Below are 18,103 nucleotides of genomic sequence, written 5' to 3' on the forward strand. Positions count from 1 at the left end.
GGCCGCACTGTTCGACGACGGGGTCAGCGTGATGGTGCTGCCGTCAGCGATCTTGGTGCCGTAGGTGATGGTGATGATGCCGGTGGTGGAGGCGATGGCGATCGACTTCACCTTCTGGGCGTCGGTGAGGGGCGAGTTGTAGCCCTTGCCGTAGTCGGTGGAGCCGACACCGGCGTTCTCGACCACGGCCTTCTTCGCCTCGCTGGCCAGGCCGAAGCCTTCCGCAACCCGGGCGCGCACCGTGTAGTCCTGGTACGCCGGGATGGCAACCGCGGCCAGAATGCCGACGATGGCCACGACAATCATCAGCTCGATCAGGGTGAAACCGGCTTGCACGCGCTTCATGGAAGACTCCTTGGGTTGATCTGACAGATTTGTAACAGCTGGAGGACGGCATGATTGCCGGCCTTGACCTACCCACAGCAGGGACCATGCCTGACCCGGTGGAGCGCCGTTGATCCGCCGACGAACGGCGGTTTCGTGACAGGATGCCGTCAGCCGCAGGCAGGCAAGACCCCAGAGGGCTCATGACAGGCGCGTGCCGCTGCCCGCCGCCGCCAGAAACTGCCGCGATGCGTCAGTCGGGGTGCCCTGCTGCGTCAGCCCGGCCTCAGAGCGTCAGCAGATCGCCGCGCTCGAGCAGGCCCGGCGCGAAAGCGCCGGCCCAGACCTGCAGCTCCTGGGCAATGAGATGGCGGTCGGACGGCTTGAGATGGGTGATCAGCACCTTCGCCGGCCGGGCAAGCTTGGCCAGCTCTTCGGCCAGCTGCACCGGATACAGGTGCCGCGACGCGATGGCGAGATCGCGCTCGCGGTTCGCGAAGGCAGTCTCGATGATCAGGAATCGCAGGTCAGGGATCTGGTTGACCACCCGCCAGAAGGCGTCGTTCGGGCCGGTGTCGCCCGTGAAGACCAGGCTGGCCCGCGGACTGGCAACCTGATAGCCCAGCGCAGGCACGGTATGGCTGGCCGGCAGGGCCCGCAGTCGGCGCTCGCCGAGCATCACCGTCTGGTCCAGAGCGATCGGCTCGAACACCAGCCAGGGCGCATTCACCTGCGGGATCTCGGTGAAATCAGGCCAGATCACCCAGTTGAAGACATGCGCGCGCAGCGCCGCGATGGTCTCGGGCAGGGCATGGACCACCAGCGGTCGGCTACGCAGCGCGCCGGCCGAGTCGACCAGCAGCGGCAGGCCGGCGATGTGATCGAGGTGCGAATGGGTGAGGAACACATGGTCGATGCGCGCCAGTTCCTCGAGGCTGAGATCCTCCACCCCGGTGCCCGTATCGAGCAGGATGTCATGGTCGATCAGGAAGGCGGTGGTTCTGGAGTGGCCGCCGATCCCGCCGCTACAACCCAATACCCGCACCTGCATCGACCCGGTCCTTGTTGGTGGCTGGCATGACATCGTCCATGCCGTCTTGCATCGGGATCGTGTCGCTGGCTGCCAGGGAAACCGGGGTGAAGATCAGCACCGGCTCATGGCGGCCGGCCAGCGGGGCCTTGCCCAGCGGCGCGAACCGATGGCCACGCGCCTGCTGCGCGGTGGACTCACCGACGATGATCGGCTGATCGTACAGCTTGGTCAATGCTTCGAAGCGCGCGGCCAGATTCACCGGGTCGCCGATCACGGTGTAGGTGCGCCGCAGGCGCGAGCCCATGTCGCCCACCCTGACCAGCCCGGTGTTCACGCCCACGCCGACATGCATCGGCGGCAGGCCGCGCAGCCGCAGCACGCGGTTCAGGCGGCTCACTTCGTCGAGCATGGCCAGCGCGGCGCGCACCGCGTGGTCGGCGTGATCACGGTCGGGCAGCGGGGCGCCCCAGAAGGCCATCACCGAGTCGCCGATGTACTTGTCCACCGTGCCCCCGTGGCGATGGACCACCTCGGTCATCGCGGTGAGGAAGGTGTTCAGGTATTCGCGAAGGCCTTCCGGCGGCATGGTCTCGGCAATCCGGGTGAAGCCGCGGATGTCCACGAACAGGATGGTCAGCACCCGGTTCTCGCTGCCCGAGGCCGACAGGCGTGCCGGGTCGCGGACCATCCGCTCCACCAGGGCGGGCGAGAGGTACTCGCCGAACAGGTCGGCCATCGCCCGACGGGTGCGGCCCTCGACGAAGTACCCGGCGGTCAGGTTGAAGATCAGCAGCAGCACCACCAGGCCCTGCGCGGCCGAGACCGGGATGACCATGCCGAGGTTGTTCCAGGCGATGCCGGCCGAGCCCCAGATCGTGAGCGCCGCCGCACCGCTGAGGGTGACCGCACCCAGCGCGCCCAGCACCGGCATGGTCATGGCCAGCGCGGCGCCCACCACCAGCACCACCAGGGCCCCCAGCCCGGTGGCTGCAGCCGACCGGGTGAGCAGCAGGGCTCCGGCATGCGGGTCGGCATTGACCGAGTCGAGCGCGGCGGCGATCAGCGTGGCGTGGATCTCCACCCCGGGGAACGCGGCGCGGATCGGCGTGGCCCGCAGATCGGTGAGACCCGGTGCCGAGGAGCCGACCAGCACCACCCGATCCCTGAACCGCGCCCAGTCGACCCGCCCCTCCAGCACATCGGCGGCCGACACGTAGTCGAAGCGCGATGCCCGGCTGTCCATGCCGCTGATCTTGCCGGCATAGGGCACCAGCGCGGTCAGGCCATCGGACAGGGGCAACCGGACCGTGCCGCGCTCGCCGTGCAGGCTGAGTTCATCCGCATCGAGGCGCACCCGCGCCGAGCCCAGCCAATGGCGCAGCACCGACACGGCCAGGGACTCGTACAGACCGCCCTGGTACTGCGCCATCAGCGGCAGCGCCCGAACCGTCCCGTCGGGATCGATCAGCGGATTGAAGAAGCCGGCGCCTGCCGCGTTCTTCTGCAGTGACGCGAGGTTGGCGCCAAAGCCGTCCCAGCGGGTGATGCCGCCGGTATCCAGGCCGACGAGCATCTCGCTGCCCAGCACCGGATCGGGCAGCGCCCCGCTGGTGCGACCGCCGCGGTCGGCCGTGAAGTAGTAGCCGAGCACCACGGGGCGCCCGGCAAGCTGGCGAGCGAGATCGGCATCCTCGTCGCCGGCATGCTGCGGTTCGGCGAACACCAGATCCAGTCCGACCACGCGCGCGCCGCCGCGATCGATCAGGGCTCCGGCCAGTTCGCCCATGCGTGCGCGCTGCCAGGGCCACCGGCCCACGCGGGCGATGCTGGCCTCGTCGATGTCCACGATCATCACCCGGCGATCGGGCGGCGCCACCGACATGCGCAGGCGGCCGTCGTAGACCGCGTTGTCGAGCGTATCGATCAGCGAGACCGGCAGCAGCCCCAGGGTGCCCGCCGCGGCCGCGAGCGTCAGCAGCAGGCCGGCGAGGCGGCGGCGCAGGCAGGCAGGGCCGGAGCGGGAAGGCGTGGGCCAGCGCATGGATCGGTTCGGGTTGCCGCAGGCCGCCCGGATCAGCCCCCGCCGTGCGAGCCAGGGGGCAAGGGCCCCAGGACCAGCGCGGTGATGTTGTCGACACCCCCCTGGAGCAGCGCCTGCACGACCAGCGCCTCGGCGAGGTCCTGTGCCGAGCCGGGCTGTCCCAGGCAATCGGCGATGGTCGCGTCATCGAGCATGTCGGTGAGGCCGTCGCTGCACAGCAGGATCCGGTCGCCCGGATCGAGGTCCACGCTGCGGGCATCGACGCACAGGCCGGGATCGACGCCCAGCGCCCGGGTCAGGACCCCGCGCATCGCCGGGATCGATGCGGCCCCTTCACGGAGCAGGCCGGCATCGATCATCGCCTGGCCGATGGAATGATCCCGGGTGAGGCGGGTCAGCCGGCCGCACCGCCAGCGGTAGGCCCGCGAATCGCCAACATGGGCGACGAGCAGGCGGTCGCCGCGCACCCAGGCAACCACCACGGTGGTCCCCATGCCGAGGCATTCCGGACGCTGGCGGGCCGCGCTGATCACCGACTGGTTGGCAAGCTCGACCGCCCGGACCAGGGTGGCAAAAGCGGGGTCGGACAGGGGAGCAGCAGGCGATGCGGCAGCATGCGCCGGCACGAGATCACCCAGGCCGGCCGGTGCATCACCGGGTTCGAAGGCGACTTCCGCGGGCGCCGGTGCCGTGAGCCCGAGGGTCAGGGCATCCGGCAAGGCGTCGATCACGGCCGCCACCGCCATGGCACTGGCCACCTCGCCGGCCTGGTAGCCGCCCATGCCGTCGGCGAGCACCATCACGCCGGTGGCGTGATCGATACGCCAGGCATCCTCGTTGTGCGGACGGACATGGCCGACATCGCTGGCCGCACCTGTGCCACGGCCCTGGCACACAGCCAGAGGCGGGGCTGACGGATCAGCGAGGAGGGCGGCATGGGGGCTCATGCCGCCGACTCTAGGCGCAGCGTACCGGTCGGCAGACGCCCGGCTACATGAACGGCCAGCGACCTCCGCCAGGCGGCGAAGGCACCGTTCGTCGGGGCTCAGGCCGCCCGATTGGCGGCATCCTTGCGGGCGCCAGACCGCGGCGCCCGGGCGTGCTCAGTGCCCCGACGGACCGTGGCTGCCCGCCTTCTGGCGCCGAGACATCACCCAGCCGATCAGGAGAACCAACGCCACGCCGAGCAGGCCCGACACCAGGCCCAGCTTGTCCGCAGGCAGACCCAGCTGACCGGCGCCGGCGATGAGGGAGTCCTTGATCGCGGGGTCATCCACGACGATCTCTCCGGCGATGAAGCCGAGCAGCCCGGCGCCCAGCCAGACCACGATCGGGAAGCGCTCGATCACCTTGAGCAGCAGGGTGCTGCCAAAGATCACCAGCGGAATCGACATGGCCAGACCGATGATCAGCAGGAGCGTGTCGCCCTTGGCGGCAGCCGCCACCGCGATGACATTGTCCAGACTCATGACCAGATCGGCGATCAGGATGGTGCGCACGGCTGCCACCATGCCGCTGGCCTCCTTGCCTGCGCCCTCCTCCTCATCCTCGGGCAGGACCAGGGTGACGCCGATGTAGACCAGCAACGCGGCGCCGATCAGCTTGAGCCAGGGCAGCTGCAGCAGTTGCGCGGCCACCAGGGTGAGCCCGATACGCATCACGATGGCTGCGCCGGAGCCGATCATGATCGCCTGCTTCTGCTGCTTGGGCGGCAGCGATCGGGCGGCCAGCGCAATCACGACGGCGTTGTCGCCCGACAGCAGGATGTTGATCCAGACAATCTGACCGAGGGCCAGCCAGAAGGCAGTGGAGCCGATTTCCATGGTCGCTCCTGCTAGAGCACGCTCTTCAGCAATCGACCCATCTCGGAGGGGTTTCGGGTGACCTTGAAGCCACACGCCTCCATGACGGCCAGCTTGGCGTCCGCGGTGTCGGCGCCACCCGAGATGAGCGCACCGGCGTGGCCCATGCGCTTGCCTGGCGGCGCGGTGACGCCGGCGATGAAGCCGACCACCGGCTTGCGCATGTGCTCACGCGCCCACTGCGCAGCCGCGGCCTCGTCGGGACCGCCGATCTCGCCGATCATGATGACGGCATCGGTGTCGGGGTCGTTGTTGAACATCTCGAGCACTTCGATGTGCTTGAGCCCGTTGATGGGATCGCCACCGATGCCCACGGCGCTGGACTGGCCCAGCCCGAGTTCGGTGACCTGCGCCACCGCCTCGTAGGTCAGCGTGCCCGAGCGGGACACGATGCCCACCCGGCCCTTGCGGTGGATGTGGCCCGGCATGATGCCGATCTTGAGTTCGTCGGGGGTGATCAGGCCGGGGCAGTTCGGTCCGAGCAGGATGGTGCGCTTGCCGCCGGCGGCCTCCTTGGCCTTCATGCGGTTGCGCACCTCGAGCATGTCGCGCACCGGGATGCCTTCGGTGATGCAGACCACCAGGTCGAGGTTGGCGTCCACGGCTTCCCAGATGGCCGCGGCGGCGCCGGCCGGGGGTACGTAGATCACCGACACCGTGGCGCCGGTGGCGCGGGCGGCCTCCCCGGCAGTGGCGTAGATGGGAATGCCCTCGAAGTCTTCGCCGGCCTTCTTGGGATTGACCCCGGCCACATAGCACTGCCGGCCGTTGGCGTACTCGCGGCACATGCGGGTGTGGAACTGCCCGGTCTTGCCGGTGATGCCCTGCGTGATGACCTTGGTGTCCCGGTTGATCAGGATTGCCATTGCGTGATCTCCGATGTCAGGGGCGCGCGAGGCTCAGCGCGGACCGGCGGCCGCAGCCACCACCTTCTGCGCGGCTTCAGCCATGGTGTCGGCCGCGATGATCGGCAGGCCGGAGTCGGCCAGCATCTTCTTGCCGATGTCCTCGTTGGTGCCCTTCATGCGCACCACCAGCGGTACCTTCAGGCCCACCGCACGCGACGCGGAGATCACGCCCTCGGCGATGACATCGCAGCGCATGATGCCGCCGAAGATGTTGACCAGGATCGCCGCAACCTTCGGGTTGCGCAGCATGATCTTGAAGGCCTCGGTCACCTTCTCGGTGGTGGCGCCACCGCCCACGTCGAGGAAGTTGGCCGGTTCACCGCCAAAGAGCTTGATGGTGTCCATGGTGGCCATCGCCAGGCCGGCGCCGTTCACCAGACAGCCGATATTGCCGTCGAGCTGAATGTAGGCAAGGTCGAACTTGCTGGCCTCGATCTCGGCGGGATCCTCCTCGTCGAGATCGCGCATCGCGGTGATCTCGGGGTGGCGGAACAGCGCATTGGCATCGAAGTTGAACTTCGCGTCGAGCGCGATGATGTCGCCGCTGCCGGTGAGGATCAGGGGGTTGATCTCGGCCAGCGAGGCATCGGTATCCCAGTAGGCGCGATAGAGAGCCTGCAGCACGACCCGTGCCTTGGGCACCGAGGCGGCGGGCACGCCAATGCCGCTGGCCAGGCCGTCGGCTTGCGCATCGGTGAGCCCGGTGGCCGGATCGACGAAGACCTTCAGCAGCTTCTCGGGGGTGTGCGCGGCCACCTCTTCGATGTCCATGCCGCCCTCGCTCGAGGCCATGACGCACACCCGCTGCGAGGCGCGATCGGTGACGATGCCGACATAGAGTTCCTTGCGGATGTCGGCGCCTTCCTCGATCAGCAGGCGACGGACCTTCTGCCCCTCCGGTCCGGTCTGGTGGGTGACCAGCTGCATGCCCAGGATGGACGAGGACAGTTCGCGCACCTGATCGACGGAGCGGGCTAGCTTCACGCCACCGCCCTTGCCGCGACCACCGGCGTGGATCTGCGCCTTGACCACCCAGACCGGGCCGCCAAGCGCCTGGGCGGCACTGACCGCCTCGTCGACCGTGAAGCACGGAATGCCGCGCGGCACCGGCACGCCGAAGCGCTTCAGGATCTCCTTGCCCTGATACTCATGGATCTTCATGGGTGATCACCTCGAACACGGGATGGGCACGGCAGGTCGTGGCCTCGGCGCGCGCCGGAACAGGAAGAAACACGCTGGCTGGGCGCAGTGCGCGCAACCCGGGCAATCCGGTTGCCGGGGAAATTGTTGCGCCGCGCAATCCAAGATGTTACCACAGGGCAGTGGGGTCTTTAGCCCGCCCACCGCCCGCCTCGGGCAGCGCAGGACGGGCGAACTCACTCGGCCGGTGGGGCGTCGGGATGGTCGGCAGCCTGCCCAGCCTGGCCAAGGCGTATGCGCCGGAACACCGACGCCACTGCCTCGGCACCAAAGCCGCGAGCCATGAGAAAGCGGTGCTGCCTTGCCCGCTCGGCGAGATCGGCGGGCGGACGCCCGAAGCGCCGCTCCCAGGCTTGCCAGGCGAGGTCGGGCTCGGCACGCCGCAACTCCGCCAGAGGCTCGGCACTGAACTCACCGCCAAGCCGGTGCTCGGCGAGTTCCTGCTCAAGGCGTCGCACGCCATACCGCGCCCCACGACGACGCACCAGACTTTCGACGAACCGCTGGTCGCTCAGCAGGCCCTCCTGGACCAGCCCATCAAGCAGCGTCTCGAGCGCATCGGGTTCGGACGCGTGGGCGGCCAGCTTGCGGGCGAGTTCGAGACGGCTGTGCTCGCGTCGCGCGAGATGGCCCAGCGCCCGCGCCCTCAACGAGAGCGAGTGCGCGGCGGGCCGCCTGCCGATCAGGCGGCCTCCTCGGCGCCGCCGCGGTGGCTGACCCCGAAGTGCTCGCGGACCTTGTTCTCGATCTCGCGGGCGAGTTCGGGGTGCTCGCGCAGGTACTCCCGGGCATTGTCCTTGCCCTGGCCAACGCGTTCACCCTGATAGCTGTACCAGGCGCCGGATTTCTCGATCACCGAGCACTCGGCGCCGAGGTCGAGGATCTCGCCCTCGCGGGAGATGCCCTCGCCGTAGAGGATGTCAAAGGCAGCCTGCTTGAAGGGTGGCGCGACCTTGTTCTTCACGACCTTGACCTTGGTCTCGGAGCCGACCACCTCTTCGCCCTTCTTGATGGAGCCGGTGCGCCGGATGTCAAGCCGCACCGAGGCGTAGAACTTCAGCGCATTGCCCCCCGTGGTGGTCTCGGGGTTGCCGAACATGACACCGATCTTCATGCGGATCTGTTTGATGAAGTTCACCATGCTGTTGGTGCGCTTGATGGTGCCGGTGAGCTTGCGCAGGGCCTGCGACATGAGACGGGCCTGCAGACCGGGCAGTGAATCACCCATCTCGCCTTCGATCTCGGCCTTGGGGGTGAGCGCCGCGACCGAGTCAATGACGATGAGGTCGACCGAGCCGCTGCGCACGAGCGCATCGGCGATCTCGAGCGCCTGCTCGCCGGTGTCAGGCTGCGACACCAGCAGATCGGAGAGATTGACCCCGAGCTTGGCGGCGTACTGGACATCGAGCGCGTGCTCGGCATCAATGAAGGCGCAGGTGCCGCCGAGCTGCTGCATCTCGGCGATGACCTGCAGCGTGAGGGTGGTCTTGCCGGAGGACTCGGGGCCGTAGATCTCGATGACCCGGCCACGCGGCAGGCCGCCGACGCCCAGGGCGATGTCCAGGCCGAGCGAGCCGGTGGAGACAACCTGGATATCGGCCGCGACTTCGCCGTCGGCCAGCTTCATGATGGAGCCCTTGCCGAACTGCTTCTCGATCTGGGCCAGCGCGGCGGTGAGCGCCTTGGCGCGCTCGGTTCTGGATTTGGCGTCTTCCATCTTGATGACCTTGTCCATGGCGTTTTCCGGTGGGGTGAGGCACGAAGTATCCCACAGGAGTACTGTATAAACAATCAGACCTTTGGCTGATCCGGCGGGGTGTGGCGGCTGACCGACAGGCCTCAGGGCTCATCCATGGCGCCGAGCGGGCGAGGGTCCACGCGCTGCAGCGCGCCCCGCAACGAGAACAGCGCCGCCTGCCGGCGCACCGCCGCGCGGTCGCCGTCGAAACGGTGCGTCACGCTCTGCGCCGGCTCGCCTCGCCGCGCCCAGCCGAAGCACACCATGCCCACCGGCTTGTCGGGGGTGCCGCCGCCAGGGCCGGCCACCCCGGTGACCGACATCGCCAGGAAGGCCGTGCTGCGGGCCAGCGCACCCTCGGCCATGGCCCGGGCGACCGGCTCGCTCACCGCGCCGAACTGCGCGAGCAGCGACTCGGGCACTCCGACCAGATCGGTCTTGGCCTGGTTGCTGTAGGTGACAAAGCCGCGGTCGAACCAGGCGCTGGATCCGGGCGTCTCGGTGAGCGCCCGGGCGATCAGCCCACCGGTGCAGGATTCCACGGTGGCAAGCATGCGGCCCGAGGGCACCAGCAGCCGGCCGAGCCGCGTGGCCAGGGCGACCACCGCGGCATCGTCCGCAGCGAAGTCAGGGATCAGGGTCATGGCCTCAGAGCCAGGGGCGCGCGAGCGCGAGGAGGAACAGCGTGACGAAGGCCGCCAGCAGGTCGTCGAGCATCACGCCCAGACCACCCGGCACTCGGCGGTCGGCCCAGCCGATCGGCGGCGGCTTGGTGGCATCGAGAAGGCGGAACAGGGCAAAGCCGGCCAGCTGCCAGCCCAGCGTGGCCGGCAGCACCATGAGCACGATCCAGAAGGCGACGATCTCGTCCCAGACGATGGCGCCGTGATCCTTCACCCCGAGATCATGCGCGGTGCGCGCGCAGGCCCAGGGCCCGATCGCCAGGCCCAGGGCGATGAGCGCCGCCTGGGCGCCAGCCGGCCAGTGCGCCGGCAATGCCAGCCAGGCCACCCAGGCCCAGAGGGTGCCGACCGTGCCGGGCGCGCGCGGCGACAGGCCGCTGCCGAAACCGAGCGCGATCCAGCGGGCGAGCCTCGGGCGCATGAAGGCGAAACCGGGTCGGCGCACAGCCGCTGACGACGCGATGTCATCGGGCTGCGCGACACCGCCCGTGGCAGCGCCGCCCCCGGCGAGGGAGATACCGTCGGGCGAGCGGCCGTCTGGCCGGGAATCGCCGGGCCGGGAATCGCCGGCGTCAGCGGAAGTGATCGAAGGCGTGGAGCTCATCGGTGTCGATGGTAGCCCCATCGTCATCGATCAGCCGGATTCCCGGCGTATCGACCAGGCTGCCGATGCGGGCAGGCGCGGCGCCGTCTCCGGCCAGCGCGGCGATCGCGGCCCGGGCCCCGGGTGGCGCACTGAAGAGCAATTCATAGTCATCGCCGCCCGCCAGGGCGAGCGCCCGCCGACGCGATGCGGGAAGGCGGGCCAGCGAGGGCGACACCGGCACCGCCGGCCAGTTCACCCGTGCACCGACGGCTGAGCGCTCGCAGAGATGGGCAAGATCACCCCACAGCCCGTCGGAGAGATCGATCGCGGCATGCGCCCGGCCCAGCAGGGCTCGCCCCAGGCGCAGGCGCGGGCCGGGTCGCTCCAGCCGGACTCGGGCGGGATGCCCCTCGGGCAACGGCCGACCGTCCAGGCGCTCGGCCACCGCGAAGGCCGCCGCGCCCAGGGGGCCCGAGACCCAGAGATCGTCGCCGGGCCGGCCACGGTCGCGGCGCAGGGCCTGCGCGGGCGGCACATGCCCGAAGACCGTGATGCCGATGGTGAGCGGACCACGGGTGGTGTCACCGCCGATCAGCTCGCAGTCATGGCGCGCGGCCAGGGCGAGCAGGCCGGCGGCGAACCCGGCCAGCCAGCCCTCGTCGGCCTGCGGCAGCGCCAGGGCCAGGGTGAAGCCGATCGGCGCGGCCCCCATGGCGGCCAGGTCGGAGAGATTGACCGCCAGCGACTTCCAGCCCAGCGCGGCAGGATCGACATCGGCGAAGAAGTGCCGCCCGGCCACCAGCAGGTCGGTGCTCACCGCCAGGCATTCCCCTGCCGGAAGGTCGCCGAGCAGGGCGCAGTCGTCACCGATGCCCAGACGGGCGCGGCGCAGCGGGGCGCCCGCGAAGTGCCGCCGGATGAGCTCGAACTCGCCCATCAGTGGCGCCGCGCAGCCACCTCCGTGGCTCGCAGCCTGCCTGCCACCCGATCGAGCACGCCGTTGACATAGCGGAAACCGTCGGTGCCGCCGAAGGTCTTGGCGAGTTCGACCGCCTCGTTGATGACCACGCGGTATGGAATCTCGGGATGCCGGGCAAGCTCGTAGGCGCCCACCAGCAGGGTGGCGTGCTCGACCGGACTCAGCTCGGCGAGGGTGCGGTCGAGGTGCGGCACGAGGGCCTCGTGCAGGGTGTCGAGGTCACGGATGACACCGTGCAGCAGCGCAGACAGGTGCTCGCGGTCGGCCTTGCCGAACTCCGGAGCCTCGGACAGATGGGCTTCGATGGCGCCGCCATCCTCGCGGGCGACCAGCCACTGGTAGAGACCCTGCACCGCGAGCTCGCGGGAGCGGCGCCGGGCGCTGCGCTGCGCCGGGCGCGGCGGGCCGGACGCGGGGCGCTCGGCCATGGATCAGTCGTCCTCGAGCTCGTCGTCGTCGGCGCCGCCGCCGAGCGACGCGATCGAGGCGGTGAGGTTGGCCATCTCGACGGCCACGCGGGCGGCATCGGCGCCCTTCTCGGCGGCCCGCACCATGGCCTGCTCGTCGTCCTCGGTGGTGAGGATGGCGTTGGCGATGGGAATGGAGAAGTCGAGCGACACACGGGCGACGCCGGCTGCGCTCTCGTTGGAGACCACCTCGAAGTGATAGGTCTCGCCGCGGATCACCGCACCCAGCGCCACCAGGGCATCGAACTCGCCGGTCTGGGCGAGCTTCTGCAGCGCCAGCGGAATCTCGAGGGCACCCGGCACCGTGCAGACGAAGATGTCCTCCTCGCCCACGCCCAGGCGCATGAGCAGCTCGAGGCAGGCCTCGCGCAGCGCCGCGCACACCGGCTCGTTGAACCGGGCCTGGACCACGCCGATGCGCAGGCCCTCGCCGTTGGTTCCGGCGTCGAAGATGTCAATGCTCACCACTCACCTCACTCCCCGGACTCGAAGCCGGCAATTTCCAGGTCGTAACCCGCCACACTGGGCAGCTTGCGCGGCGCGGACAGCAGCCGCATCCGCCGCACGCCAAGCTCCTTGAGGATCTGCGCGCCGGTGCCGTAGGTGCGCAGGTCGAACTTGCTGGTACGACGCTGGGACCCGTCACCGCGCGCCAGCTTGATCATGGCATCGGACTGGGCGAACACCGCCTCGGCGCCGAGCGCGCAGTTGAGCATGACCAGCACGCCGTGGCCGCGTGCGCGGATCGCCTGCAGCGAGCGATGGATGCTCCAGGCATGCGTGCCGCGGGCGGTGTCGATCAGGTCGAGCACCGAGGTGGGCTCGTGCACGCGCACCAGCGTCTCGTCGGCGCCGGCGGGATCGCCGAGCACCAGCGCCATGTGCGGCTGGCCGGTGGGCTTGTCGCGGAAGACATGGAGCTGGAACGCGCCATGGGCGGTCTCGACCTCGCGCGTACCCACCCGTTCGACCAGGGTCTCGTTGGCGCTGCGGTACTCGATGAGATCGGCGATGGTGCCGATCTTCAGGTCGTGCTGGGCGGCGAACTCGATCAGGTCAGGCAGACGGGCCATGGTGCCGTCCTCCTTCATGATCTCGCAGATCACCGATGCGGGCGTCAGCCCTGCCAGCGCGCCGAGGTCGCAGCCAGCCTCGGTGTGCCCGGCGCGGCTGAGCACGCCGCCCGGCTTGGCCATCACGGGGAAGATGTGGCCGGGCTGTACGATGTCTTCAGGGCGCGCGTGGCGCGCCACCGCCGCGGCCACGGTGCGGGCACGGTCGGCGGCCGAGATGCCGGTGGTGACGCCTTCGGCGGCCTCGATGGACATGGTGAAGTTGGTGCCGGTGCGCGCGCCGTTGCTCGCCGTCATGAGCGGCAGCGCGAGCTGCCGGCAGCGTTCCTCGGTGAGGGTGAGGCAGATCAGGCCGCGGGCATGCCGCGCCATGAAGTTGATGGCCTCGGGCGTGACGAAGTCAGCCGCGAGGACCAGATCCCCTTCGTTCTCGCGGTCTTCCTCGTCGATGAGGATGACCATCTTGCCGGCCCGGAACTCGGCGAGGATCTCGGGTGTCGATGAAAGCGCCATGGCCGCATTCTACCCCGCGGCCCACCACCGGGCCGCTCAGGCCAGTCCGCGATGCCAGCGGGCGAGCACACGCAGGTCATCGCCCACCCGGTCGACCGCATGGAAGGCCAGGCGCTGACGGGCCTCGAGGTCGGGCAGCGCAGGCAGGTCGAACATGCCCGCGGCATCGCCGATGAGGCTGGGCGCGAGATAGACCAGCAGCTCGTCGACGCAGCCCTCGCGCACCAGCGACCCATTGAGCTTGAAGCCCGCCTCGACATGCAGCTCGTTGACACCCCGCCGCGCGAGCTCGCGCATCAGGGCCGGCAGGTCGACCTTGCCGCCAGGCCCCGGCAGCGGCAGCAGCTCGCAGCCTCTGTCCTGCAGCTCGCGCGCCCGCGCCGGATCGTCAGCCGCGCAGACCACCAGCGCGCCGCCCTGCAGCAGCCGGGCATGGGGATCGACGGCCAGCCGGGAATCGACCAGCACCCGCAGCGGCTGGCGATCGGTGGCCACCTCGCGTACGGTGAGCCTCGGGTCGTCGTCACGCACCGTGCCGATGCCGGTGAGCACCGCGCAGGCGCGGGCCCGCCAGTGATGGCCATCGGCCCGCGCAGCCGCCCCGGTGATCCACTGGCTGCGGCCATCGTGCAGCGCGGTGCGGCCATCGAGGCTGGCGGCGAGCTTGAGCCGCACCCAGGGCAGGCCGCGGGTCATGCGCGAGACGAAGCCGATGTTCAGCTCGGCGGCCTGCTGGCTGAGCAGGCCGCAGCGCACATCGATGCCGGCGTCGCGCAGCATGGCCAGCCCCCGGCCGTTGACCGCGGGATTGGGGTCTTCCATGGCCGCCACCACGCGGCTCACCCCGGCATCGATGAGGGCCTGCGCGCAGGGCGGCGTGCGGCCGAAATGGCTGCAGGGCTCGAGGGTGACATACACCGTGGCGCCGCGCGCGAGCTCGCCAGCCTGCGCGAGCGCAAGGACCTCGGCGTGGCCCTGCCCGGCGCGCCGATGCCAGCCCTCGCCCACCACCTGCCCCTCGCGCACCACCACCGCACCCACCCGCGGATTGGGCGTGGTGGTGAACAGGCCCTGCGCGGCAAGCGCCAGCGCCCGGCTCATGTGCTGGTGATCGGCATCGGTGAACATGGACCGCCGATTGTACCGAGGCGCGGAAGGACGCCCGGGGCAGGCGATACACTCGCCCCGGTTCAACCTAGGAGGCCCCCGCCATGACCGACGCCGCCAACCGCCCTGCCCACCCGGACCGCGCCGGCGGCCAGATCCTTGCCGACGCCCTGGCCATCCATGGCGTGGACACGCTGTTCGGCGTGCCCGGCGAGAGCTATCTCGCGGTGCTCGACGGCCTGTACAAGCACCAGGACCGCATGCGCTTCGTCATCTGCCGGCACGAGGGCGGCGCCTCGTTCATGGCCGATGCCTACGCCAAGCTCACCGGCAAGCCGGGGGTGCTCATGGTCACCCGCGGACCCGGCGCCACCAACGGCTCCATCGGCGTGCACACCGCCTTCCAGGACTCCACGCCGCTGATCATGCTGATCGGCCAGGTGGGCAACGACTTCATCGAGCGCGAGGCCTTCCAGGAGATCGACTACCGTCGGATGTTCGGGCAGATGGCCAAGTGGGTCGCCCAGATCGACCGCGCCGACCGCATTCCCGAATACCTGCTGCATGCCTTCCAGACCGCCACCAGCGGCCGCCCCGGCCCGGTGGTGCTCGCCCTGCCCGAGGACATGCTCACGCAGCGCGCGGCGGTGACCGACACCCGGCCCTTCCAGCCGGTGCGCGGCGCCGCCTCGCCGGCCCAGCTCGCCCAGCTGCGCGCCCGGCTGGCGGCGGCGCAACGGCCCTTCGTGATTGCCGGCGGCGGCGGCTGGACTCCGGCTGCAGTGGCGGCGCTGCAGCGCTTTGCCGAGCGCAACCAGCTGCCGGTGGGCGTGTCGTTCCGCAACCAGGATGTGTTCGACAATCGCCATCCGCTCTATGCCGGCGATGTCGGCATCGGCATCAATCCGAAGCTCGCGGCGCGCGTGCGCGAGTCCGACCTGGTGCTGGTGCTCGGCCCGCGGCTGGGCGAGATGACCACCTCGGGCTACACCCTGTTCGACGCCCCGGTGCCGCGCCAGCCGATCATCCATGTGCACCCGGGCGCCGAAGAGCTCGGCCGGGTCTACCAGACCGAGATGATGATCAACGCCGGCATGCCCGAGATCACCGAGGCACTGGCCGAAATCCAGGTCGACCCCTCGGCCTGGCAGTCGCGGGCCGCCGAGGCGCGGGCCGACTATGAAGCCTGGCAGGGCCGCCCCCCGGCCATGGCCTCGCTCGCGCCCGAACTCGATCTCTGGCAGGTGGTGCAGACCCTGCGTGAACTCGCGCCGGCCGATGCCGTCATCACCAATGGCGCGGGCAACTTCGCCACCTGGGCACACCGCTTCTGGCGCTATGCCCCCCTGTCGGCACGGCGCCTGGCCGATGGCCGCGCGGCTGCCCCGGACGAATCCGGCGGCGCCCAGACCCGATCCCAGCTCGCCCCCACCTCCGGGGCGATGGGCATGGGCGTGCCCGCCGCGGTGGCTGCGGCCATCGCACAGCCGGAACGCTGCGTGATCTGCTTTGCTGGCGACGGTGACTTCCTCATGACCGGTCAGGAGCTGGCCACGGCCACGCGCTACGGCGCGGGCCTGGTGGTGCTGGTCTTCGACAACGGCATGTACGGCACCATCCGCATGCACCAGGAGCGCGAGTACCCCGGCCGGGTGCTCGGCAGCGGCCTCACCAACCCCGACTTCGTCCAGTTCGCGCAGGCCTTCGGGGCGCACGGTGAGCGCGTCAGCCGCACGGCCGAGTTCGGCCCGGCGCTGGCGCGGGCGCTGGCCGTGGCTCGCGACGAGCGGCGCCCTGCCCTGCTGCACCTGCAGGTCGACCCCGACGCGATCACGCCCAACCTCACCCTGGCGCAGATCCGGCGCAACGCGGAGCAGGCCGGCCGCTGAGGGTCGTTCATCGGTCGGCGGGGGTCGACGGTCGGGCAGCCGCGCGCTGCCGGGGCAGCGCCTGCTAGCCTGACCTGATGGATCTTCCTGTCGACCTGCGCACGCTCTACCTGGTGGGCGCCGCCGCGAGCGCCATCTGCGCTGTCAGCCTGCTCGGGGCCCGTCGCACCCACGCGCCGAGCGCACCGGCGCTGATCTGGGGCGCCTGCTCCCAGCTGCTGGTCAGCCTCTCGCTGCTGATCTCGGCGCTGCCGGCAACCCAACCCGGCACCTCCCTGCAGATCCTCGCCGATGCCGGCGGTACCGCCGGTCTGGTCATGCTCTATGAATCGGTGCGGCGTCTGTGCCTGCTGCCACCGCGCCCGCATCTTGCCGTCGGCGTGGTCATCACCCTGGTCGGTCTGCACATGGCGCTGAGTGGCCTGAGCGCGCCGGTCGATGAGCTCTATCCCCAGATCGGATCGGTGATCCAGGGCGGGTTCGCGGCCCTGATGCTGCCGGTGCTGGGCCGGCGTCTGGCGGTCGATCCGCGCGGCCCCATGACCGCAGCCATCGCCCTGGCGGGGTTCCTGGTGTTCGCTCACCTGTTCCGTCTCTCGTGGGTCGGCGTGTTCAGCGGTGCGGGCCTCACCGGGCCGGGCTTCTCCGGCAGCGTGATCGAATCCCTGCTTGCAGCGCTGTGCTCGCTGTCGCCGCTGATGCATGCGCTGGTGACCATCAGCTGCGTCAACGGTCGGCTGGCTGGCGAACTGCGCCGGGCGGCCTCCACCGATGAACTCACCGGCCTGTCCACCCGGCGCGACCTGTTCACCAGCGCACGGGCCAGCCTGCTGACCCAGCGGCACCGCACCGCCCTGCTCATGATCGACATCGACTGGTTCAAGCAGGTCAACGACCGCCACGGCCACAAGGTGGGCGACCGGGTGCTCGCGCACTTTGCCGCGGTGCTGCGCGATGCCCTGCCCGGCTGCGATCTGGTGGCACGCTATGGCGGCGAGGAGTTCTGCGCACTGATCGAACGCGACAGCGAGGCCCTGGTGCACCAGGAAGCACTGGCCCTGTGCGAGCGGGTGAGGGCGCATCCCTTCCAGGCCGAGAACCTCCGGATCCCGCTCACGGTGTCGATCGGCGTGGCCCAGGGCCGCGAGGCCGCCACCATCGAGGAGCTCTTCGCGATGGCCGACCGTCGTGTGTACCTGGCCAAGGCCATGGGTCGCGACCGTGTGGTCGACCGCCGCTCGGCCAGACCAGCGCCCGGCGCCGAGCCCACCCGCAGCGATGAGCCGCGACGCGCGCATCCCGCAAGCGAGCGGCCGACGCTGGCCGAGGCAGGCCTGCCGGGCCGCGGCTGACGCGCCAACTCAACGGGCGCGCCGCGGCTTGACCTCCTGGATGGCGTCGGTGAACTCGTCCACGTCCTCGAAGCTGCGGTAGACCGACGCAAACCGCACATACGCGATCTTGTCCAGGCGCTTGAGTTCGCGCATCACGAGCTCGCCGATCCGCTCGCTGGGCACCTCGCGCAGCCCCAGCCCCAGCAGCTTGTCCTCGATGCGGTGGGTGGCGGCGTCGACCTGCTCGAGCCCCACCGGCCGCTTGCGCAGCGCCAGCTGCAGGGAGGCGCGCAGCTTGCGCCGATCGAATTCGGCGCGTGAGCCGTTCTTCTTGACCACCGCCGGCATCGTGAGCTCGATGCGCTC

At 70.1% G+C, this 18,103-nt stretch carries 19 protein-coding genes; 2 read left to right on the plus strand and 17 right to left on the minus strand.

All coding sequences use genetic code 11. The annotated features are described in order from the left end of the window. From AC2H6A_RS09890 to ribD, 16 genes are all read right to left on the minus strand, one after another. Nucleotides 1-345 (minus strand): pilin (locus AC2H6A_RS09890; RefSeq protein ID WP_484273037.1); only part of this gene is annotated, 345 nt, incomplete at its 3' end. Nucleotides 346-610: 265 nt separating this feature from the next. Next, nucleotides 611-1,375, minus strand: a complete 765-nt coding sequence (locus tag AC2H6A_RS09895) for a 3',5'-cyclic-nucleotide phosphodiesterase (RefSeq protein WP_484273041.1) — start codon at nt 1,373-1,375, stop codon at nt 611-613. After that, nucleotides 1,350-3,398, minus strand: a complete 2,049-nt coding sequence (locus AC2H6A_RS09900) for a CHASE2 domain-containing protein (RefSeq protein WP_484273043.1) — start codon at nt 3,396-3,398, stop codon at nt 1,350-1,352. The genes AC2H6A_RS09895 and AC2H6A_RS09900 overlap by 26 nt, the downstream gene beginning before the upstream one ends. Nucleotides 3,399-3,430: 32 nt before the next feature. Continuing rightward, complete coding sequence (locus AC2H6A_RS09905) at nt 3,431-4,345, minus strand: PP2C family protein-serine/threonine phosphatase (protein WP_484273046.1); 915 nt, start codon at nt 4,343-4,345, stop codon at nt 3,431-3,433. Nucleotides 4,346-4,501: 156 nt separating this feature from the next. Further along, nucleotides 4,502-5,221 (minus strand): TerC family protein, encoded by a 720-nt coding sequence (locus AC2H6A_RS09910; RefSeq protein ID WP_484273049.1) that lies wholly within the window; start codon nt 5,219-5,221, stop codon nt 4,502-4,504. A gap of 11 nt (nt 5,222-5,232) precedes the next feature. Then, nucleotides 5,233-6,126 (minus strand): succinate--CoA ligase subunit alpha, encoded by an 894-nt coding sequence (gene sucD / locus AC2H6A_RS09915; protein WP_484273052.1) that lies wholly within the window; start codon nt 6,124-6,126, stop codon nt 5,233-5,235. A gap of 33 nt (nt 6,127-6,159) precedes the next feature. Then, nucleotides 6,160-7,329, minus strand: a complete 1,170-nt coding sequence (sucC, locus tag AC2H6A_RS09920; RefSeq protein WP_484273055.1) for an ADP-forming succinate--CoA ligase subunit beta — start codon at nt 7,327-7,329, stop codon at nt 6,160-6,162. Between the two features lie 215 nt (nt 7,330-7,544). Continuing rightward, entirely contained in the window at nt 7,545-8,051 is a 507-nt protein-coding gene (gene recX, locus AC2H6A_RS09925) for a recombination regulator RecX (RefSeq protein ID WP_484273098.1), read from the minus strand. Then, nucleotides 8,051-9,085, minus strand: coding sequence for a recombinase RecA (gene recA, locus AC2H6A_RS09930; RefSeq protein WP_484273100.1), 1,035 nt, complete (start codon nt 9,083-9,085; stop codon nt 8,051-8,053). The genes recX and recA overlap by 1 nt, the downstream gene beginning before the upstream one ends. Before the next feature lie 122 nt (nt 9,086-9,207). After that, the gene (locus tag AC2H6A_RS09935) at nt 9,208-9,750 is read right to left on the minus strand and encodes a CinA family protein (RefSeq protein WP_484273057.1); all 543 of its coding nucleotides are present in this window, start codon (nt 9,748-9,750) and stop codon (nt 9,208-9,210) included. Nucleotides 9,751-9,754: 4 nt separating this feature from the next. Further along, nucleotides 9,755-10,210, minus strand: a complete 456-nt coding sequence (locus AC2H6A_RS09940) for a phosphatidylglycerophosphatase A family protein (protein WP_484273059.1) — start codon at nt 10,208-10,210, stop codon at nt 9,755-9,757. Nucleotides 10,211-10,361: 151 nt separating this feature from the next. Continuing rightward, the gene (gene thiL, locus AC2H6A_RS09945) at nt 10,362-11,312 is read right to left on the minus strand and encodes a thiamine-phosphate kinase (protein ID WP_484273061.1); all 951 of its coding nucleotides are present in this window, start codon (nt 11,310-11,312) and stop codon (nt 10,362-10,364) included. Further along, entirely contained in the window at nt 11,312-11,782 is a 471-nt protein-coding gene (gene nusB, locus AC2H6A_RS09950; RefSeq protein WP_484273064.1) for a transcription antitermination factor NusB, read from the minus strand. The genes thiL and nusB overlap by 1 nt, the downstream gene beginning before the upstream one ends. A gap of 3 nt (nt 11,783-11,785) precedes the next feature. Beyond that, entirely contained in the window at nt 11,786-12,286 is a 501-nt protein-coding gene (gene ribH / locus AC2H6A_RS09955) for a 6,7-dimethyl-8-ribityllumazine synthase (protein ID WP_484273067.1), read from the minus strand. An 8-nt stretch (nt 12,287-12,294) separates the two neighbouring features. After that, complete coding sequence (gene ribBA, locus AC2H6A_RS09960; protein WP_484273071.1) at nt 12,295-13,407, minus strand: bifunctional 3,4-dihydroxy-2-butanone-4-phosphate synthase/GTP cyclohydrolase II; 1,113 nt, start codon at nt 13,405-13,407, stop codon at nt 12,295-12,297. 36 nt (nt 13,408-13,443) lie between these two features. Beyond that, nucleotides 13,444-14,535, minus strand: coding sequence for a bifunctional diaminohydroxyphosphoribosylaminopyrimidine deaminase/5-amino-6-(5-phosphoribosylamino)uracil reductase RibD (ribD, locus tag AC2H6A_RS09965; protein WP_484273074.1), 1,092 nt, complete (start codon nt 14,533-14,535; stop codon nt 13,444-13,446). Nucleotides 14,536-14,618: 83 nt separating this feature from the next. On the opposite strand from ribD, the gene AC2H6A_RS09970 reads away from it, so the two are divergent. Together AC2H6A_RS09970 and AC2H6A_RS09975 are read left to right on the plus strand one after the other, a co-directional pair. Then, nucleotides 14,619-16,403, plus strand: coding sequence for a thiamine pyrophosphate-binding protein (locus tag AC2H6A_RS09970; RefSeq protein ID WP_484273075.1), 1,785 nt, complete (start codon nt 14,619-14,621; stop codon nt 16,401-16,403). 77 nt (nt 16,404-16,480) lie between these two features. Beyond that, nucleotides 16,481-17,755 carry a GGDEF domain-containing protein gene (locus AC2H6A_RS09975; RefSeq protein WP_484273077.1) on the plus strand — a complete coding sequence of 425 codons (1,275 nt, stop codon included), beginning with the start codon at nt 16,481-16,483 and terminating at the stop codon, nt 17,753-17,755. Between the two features lie 9 nt (nt 17,756-17,764). Here the strand turns inward: AC2H6A_RS09975 and AC2H6A_RS09980 are convergent. Further along, a partial coding sequence (locus AC2H6A_RS09980) for a transcriptional regulator NrdR (RefSeq protein ID WP_484273088.1) occupies nt 17,765-18,103 on the minus strand: 339 nt, incomplete at its 5' end.

The sequence above is a fragment of the Quisquiliibacterium sp. genome (assembly GCF_982640115.1).

Coding starts and splice junctions, on each gene's coding strand:
- AC2H6A_RS09895 (WP_484273041.1), bottom strand. CDS start 1,375: ATGCAGGTGCGGGTATTGGGTTGTAGCGGCGGGATCGGCGGCCACTCC.
- AC2H6A_RS09900 (WP_484273043.1), bottom strand. CDS start 3,398: ATGCGCTGGCCCACGCCTTCCCGCTCCGGCCCTGCCTGCCTGCGCCGC.
- AC2H6A_RS09905 (WP_484273046.1), bottom strand. CDS start 4,345: ATGAGCCCCCATGCCGCCCTCCTCGCTGATCCGTCAGCCCCGCCTCTG.
- AC2H6A_RS09910 (WP_484273049.1), bottom strand. CDS start 5,221: ATGGAAATCGGCTCCACTGCCTTCTGGCTGGCCCTCGGTCAGATTGTC.
- sucD (WP_484273052.1), bottom strand. CDS start 6,126: ATGGCAATCCTGATCAACCGGGACACCAAGGTCATCACGCAGGGCATC.
- sucC (WP_484273055.1), bottom strand. CDS start 7,329: ATGAAGATCCATGAGTATCAGGGCAAGGAGATCCTGAAGCGCTTCGGC.
- recA (WP_484273100.1), bottom strand. CDS start 9,085: ATGGAAGACGCCAAATCCAGAACCGAGCGCGCCAAGGCGCTCACCGCC.
- AC2H6A_RS09935 (WP_484273057.1), bottom strand. CDS start 9,750: ATGACCCTGATCCCTGACTTCGCTGCGGACGATGCCGCGGTGGTCGCC.
- AC2H6A_RS09940 (WP_484273059.1), bottom strand. CDS start 10,210: ATGCGCCCGAGGCTCGCCCGCTGGATCGCGCTCGGTTTCGGCAGCGGC.
- thiL (WP_484273061.1), bottom strand. CDS start 11,312: ATGGGCGAGTTCGAGCTCATCCGGCGGCACTTCGCGGGCGCCCCGCTG.
- nusB (WP_484273064.1), bottom strand. CDS start 11,782: ATGGCCGAGCGCCCCGCGTCCGGCCCGCCGCGCCCGGCGCAGCGCAGC.
- ribBA (WP_484273071.1), bottom strand. CDS start 13,407: ATGGCGCTTTCATCGACACCCGAGATCCTCGCCGAGTTCCGGGCCGGC.
- ribD (WP_484273074.1), bottom strand. CDS start 14,535: ATGTTCACCGATGCCGATCACCAGCACATGAGCCGGGCGCTGGCGCTT.
- AC2H6A_RS09970 (WP_484273075.1), top strand. CDS start 14,619: ATGACCGACGCCGCCAACCGCCCTGCCCACCCGGACCGCGCCGGCGGC.
- AC2H6A_RS09975 (WP_484273077.1), top strand. CDS start 16,481: ATGGATCTTCCTGTCGACCTGCGCACGCTCTACCTGGTGGGCGCCGCC.